Origin of the sequence: Sphingomonas sp. Ant20 (assembly GCF_000783375.1) — a bacterium.
GTDB lineage: Bacteria > Pseudomonadota > Alphaproteobacteria > Sphingomonadales > Sphingomonadaceae > Sphingomonas > Sphingomonas aerolata.
This window is the reverse complement of record NZ_JRVI01000186.1, coordinates 1-4,382: the sequence shown is the minus strand read 5'-3', so window position 1 is coordinate 4,382 and position 4,382 is coordinate 1. Positions and strand designations below refer to the sequence as shown.

Annotated in this window: 5 protein-coding genes; 1 reads left to right on the top strand and 4 read right to left on the bottom strand. The window is 67.2% G+C overall.

Translation table 11 applies throughout. The features are described from left to right. The 4 genes from NI18_RS17620 to NI18_RS17605 form a co-directional block, all read right to left on the bottom strand. Window positions 1-609: AAA family ATPase (locus NI18_RS17620; RefSeq protein WP_037531837.1), on the bottom strand; the 609-nt coding region annotated here is incomplete at its 3' end. Between the two features lie 125 nt (window positions 610-734). After that, window positions 735-1,529: a Coq4 family protein gene (locus tag NI18_RS17615; protein ID WP_037531835.1), complete on the bottom strand. Its 795-nt coding sequence runs from the start codon at window positions 1,527-1,529 to the stop codon at window positions 735-737. Window positions 1,530-1,640: 111 nt separating this feature from the next. After that, window positions 1,641-2,759 (bottom strand): DNA polymerase III subunit beta, encoded by a 1,119-nt coding sequence (gene dnaN, locus NI18_RS17610; protein ID WP_031395114.1) that lies wholly within the window; start codon window positions 2,757-2,759, stop codon window positions 1,641-1,643. 133 nt (window positions 2,760-2,892) lie between these two features. Then, a complete protein-coding gene (locus tag NI18_RS17605; protein WP_031439125.1) occupies window positions 2,893-3,546 on the bottom strand; it encodes an outer membrane beta-barrel protein in 654 nt (217 codons plus the stop codon). A 139-nt stretch (window positions 3,547-3,685) separates the two neighbouring features. Here NI18_RS17605 and NI18_RS17600 point away from each other — a divergent pair, with 139 nt between their 5' ends. After that, window positions 3,686-4,369: a histidine phosphatase family protein gene (locus NI18_RS17600; RefSeq protein ID WP_052149309.1), complete on the top strand. Its 684-nt coding sequence runs from the start codon at window positions 3,686-3,688 to the stop codon at window positions 4,367-4,369. Window positions 4,370-4,382 lie beyond the last annotated feature (13 nt).

Sequence of the window (4,382 nt, the reverse complement as noted above, 5' to 3'; positions counted from 1 at the left end):
GCGCCTGAGCGCGGACAGCCAGTCGCCATCGGGACGGCCTTCGTCGCCGAGCAGCCGGTTGCGCGCGCGCATCGCCGCCTCGTAGCGCGCGGCATGATGCGCGTGCCCGGGTGCGAGCGGGAGCGTCAGCCGGTCGAGAAAGCCGCGGCGCTCGCCCGCGGGGGCGACGAACAGCCGGTCCATCGCGGGGGTGAGCCACAACACCGTCAGCCACTCGGCGAGCGTATTGGCGGTGGTGGTCGCACCCTGGACGCGGACGATGCGTCGCTCAGGCGCCGAGGTCAGCGCGCCGGTCGCGATATCGACATCGCCGATGTGGCTACCAGCGTCGGCATGCTGGTCGCGTTCGGCCCCAGCTACGGAAGTCTCACCTCGCGCGGAGGGGCAGAGCGTCGCCGCGACGCCGAAACCGCCCGCACCGCCCTGCCGCGCCATCTCGCCGAGCGCAGCCCGGCGCAGCCCCCGGCCGGGGGCGAGCAGCGAGACCGCCTCGAGGATGTTGGTCTTGCCCGCGCCGTTCGCGCCGGTCAGCACCACGAACCCCGCCCCCGGCTGGAGCGTCAGGTCGGCATGATTGCGGAAATCGGTAAGGACGAGGCGCGACAGCATCGCACCGGCCTTAAAGGAGTTTTGCAGCCGAGTGCATCGCCCTTTTCCGTTCGCCCTGAGCGAAGTCGGCGATCGGTCTGGTCAGGACCGCCCGCGACAGACCCGGTGCGCTGTCAGCCTTCGCGTCAGGCGGCGATCCGCTCGGGTCCGGTGCCCGCTCCCGCTTTCTGCGCGCTCAGATAGGAAGCGAGCACGGGACCGAGTTCGCGCTGCGCGTGCAGATAGGCGACCGGCGTCGCGATCCCGAGCCGCGCGCGTGCCGCATCGAGCGGCTCATGAAGCAGGGTCAGATAATCCTCGCCTGAAATCCACTTTGCCTTGCGGCCATTGCGATAGCCTTCCCAGACCGCCTTGGCGAACAAGCCATTGCCGGTCACACGGAGGCTCTTGAGCGCCGCCGCCGACCCGATCAGCGCCCAGCCGAGCCCGCCGACCTGCGCATAGCTGAACGCGACGAGCGCCGCCTCACCGAGACTCTCGTCCGCCTTGTAGCCGGTCAGCACGTGCCAGATGTCATGCGTGTCGCGCACCCGCCGGCCGAACCACGCATAGGGATGCGCCAGATCGTCCTCGCTCGGCACCAGCCGCGACACCTCGACGAGCCCGTCCGCCGAATAGCCCGTCGTCTCGAGGAAATGGCGATAGGCCGCGCCGACCGTGCCGGGCGCAAAGCTCGCGACGAACGCCGGATCGGAGAAGCGCCGCGCCAGCTCGACCTGATCATAGGCGATCCGCCCGCCCCGCTCGGTCGCGATCAGCCGCGCATAGTTCATCGGCGCGTTGCCGACGTTCAGCGCGCGCATGATCCGGAACACCTGAGTCGTGTCGTCGCCATTGGCGAGGAGCTTCCGGATCGCATCCATCGCGGTCCGCCAGTCGCGACGACCGGTCGTACCAGGAAAGGGAGGAAGCTTCGCCATCGAGTCGACTCCTTACTAACAGTAATGTCAGTATCAGATCCGCTCGAGCCTTCAAACGAAAAAAGGCCACCCCGCAGGATGGCCTTTCACGCGATCGCCGGCGTGCGCCGGTCAGACGCGCATCGGCATCAGCACGTAGAGCGCGGGCGACTTGTCGTTCTCGCGGATCAGCGTGGGCGCAGCGGCGTCGGCGAGGTGGACCTCGACCATGTCGCCGTCGATCTGCGCGAGGATGTCCATCAGATAGCGGCTGTTGAAGCCGATCTCGAACGGGAGCGCGACATAATCGCCGGGAACTTCCTCCGCGGCGGTGCCGTTTTCGGGCGAGGTCACCGACAGCGTGATCTTGTCGCGATCGAGCGCCATCTTGACCGCGCGGGTCTTCTCGGTGGCGATGGTCGACACGCGGTCGACGCCTTCCATGAAGCTCTTGGGGTCGATCTTGAGGATCTTGTCGTTGCCGGTCGGGATCACGCGGCTGTAATCGGGGAAGGTGCCGTCGATCAGCTTCGAGGTCAGGATCGCCTGGCCGAGGTCGAAGCGGATCTTGGTCGGCGACAGCGACACGCCGACCGAGCCGTCGACCTCGTCGAGCAACTTGCGCAGCTCGGCGATGCATTTGCGCGGCACGATCACGTCGGGCATCGATTCGGCGCCCTCGGGCCGCGGCAGCGTGACGCGCGCGAGGCGGTGACCGTCGGTCGCGGCGGCCTTCAGCACCGGGTTCGCGCTGTCGCCGTCCGCGACGTGGAGGAAGATGCCGTTGAGATAATAGCGCGTCTCTTCGGTCGAGATCGCGAAGCGCGTCTTGTCGATGATCTGCTTCAAGGTCTCGGCGGGCAGTTCGAACTGGGTCGGCAGTTCGCCTTCCGCGATCACCGGGAAGTCGTCGCGCGGCAGCGTGCCGAGCGAGAAGCGTGCGCGGCCCGCGATGATGCTCATCCGGCCTTCCGAGGCGGCGAGCTGGACCTGGCTGCCCTCGGGCAGTTTGCGCGCGATGTCGAACAGCGTGTGCGCGGACACGGTGGTCGCGCCGGGCTGGTCGACCGCGGCTGCAATCGATTCGTTGATCTGCAGATCCAGATCGGTCGCCATCAGCTTCAGCGTGCCTTCGGCCGTCGCCTCGATCAGCACGTTCGACAGGATGGGGATGGTGTTGCGCCGTTCCACCACGGACTGGACATGGCTCAGCCCCTTGAGGAGCGTTGCGCGTTCGATCGTCGCCTTCATCAAAATTCCCCCCGGCCTCCACAGCCGGATTCGGGGCTGGGGGCAATCCGCAGATGGCTTACCCAACAATAAAGGGTCGGAGCAAGCGCCCCGACCCTTCTTTGATCACGGTAAACGTCGCGTTAGACCGCAATCAGAAGCGGAAGCCATAGCTGGCGACGACCTGATGACGATCGGTGTCGACGTCGAATCGGCCGCTGGTGCCGCCGGTCGCGTAGTCGATGTTGCTGCGCTCATAGTTCGAATAGCGATATTCGAGCTTGGCATAGCTGTTCGGGCCGACCGCATGCTCGGCACCCGCGCCGATGCGCCAGCCGTCGAGGTTGAAGTCGGTGTCGGTGGTCTGGTTGGTGTCGCCCGCGAGCACGTTCAGCTTGGCGTTGGTGTAGCCGCCCTTCGCATAGATCATGGTCGTCGGCGCGACGACATAGCCGACGCGACCACCGACATAGATGTCGCGGCCCTGCTTGACGCGACCGAAGCCGAAGTCGCTGGTATAGTCGTTGCGGTCGCTCTTCGCGGTCGAACCGGTCAGTTCGGCCTCGGCGCCGAGCACGATGTTGCTCGAGGTCGCGATGTCGTAGCCGATGCCGCCGCCGTACAGCAGGCCGTCGATCTTCTGGTCGTCGCGCCCGTTGTTGTTGGACACGCTGCTGCCGGCGCCAGTGTGGTCGTAGCCGAGCGTGGCTTCGACGCGCGGGCCGGTGAAGGTCGGGTTGGTCTGTGCCAGCGCGGGGGCGGCGACGGCGGTGGTCGCGAACAGCGATGCGGCGATAAGCTTACGCATTGGGATACTCCATTGATCTTCGTCACCCCCGAACGCGGGGTGGATGGCTCCAATGGACCAATCCGACAGGCGTTGCATGAACCCCAGATAAACACGGAAATCCGTTGCTTTTGCGCAACAGGGGGTTGAAATGCGGGCCATGATTCCAAGCCCTCGGCAACGTGCAGCGGACCTCGGTCCAACCGGCAAACCGCCCGTCAGGCTTGGCCGGGATTTCGTCGCGCGGCACGGCGAAACCGTATTCAACGCCGCGCACCGGTTGCAGGGCGATGCCGCGCACACGCCGCTGACGCGCGCCGGATTCGCGCAGGCCGACGAGCTCGGCCGTGCGTTGCGGGACCTGCTCGGGGCCAGGCCTGCTCTGACGCTGTGGGCGTCACCGACCGGGCGTGCGCTGCAGACGCTGGCGGTGATCTGCGAGCATCTCGAGCTCGACTGGCACGATGCGCGTACCGACCCGCGGCTGGTCGAGATCGACATGGGCTCGTGGGGCGGCCGCTATTATGCCGATGTCGTCGACGAGGTCGGGCCGGTGATGATGCCCGGCGGCACGCTGAAGCCCGCGCCCGACGGAGAGACCTATCCGCAGATCGCGACACGGGTCGGCGGCTGGCTGGCGGACACCGCGCAGGACCCGGGCGACCGGCTGGTGATCATGCACGGGATTTCGAGCCGGGTGATGCTTGGCGCGATGACGGGTGCGCCGGTCGATCCGGTGCTCGGCGCCGCGGTTGCGCCCGGGTTGCCGCAGGGGTCGGTGACGCTAGTCGCGCAGGGCCGCGCGACCGTTCCGCACCGCGGCACCGGCTTCGCCCCCGCGTGAAGCTGGCGGTCCT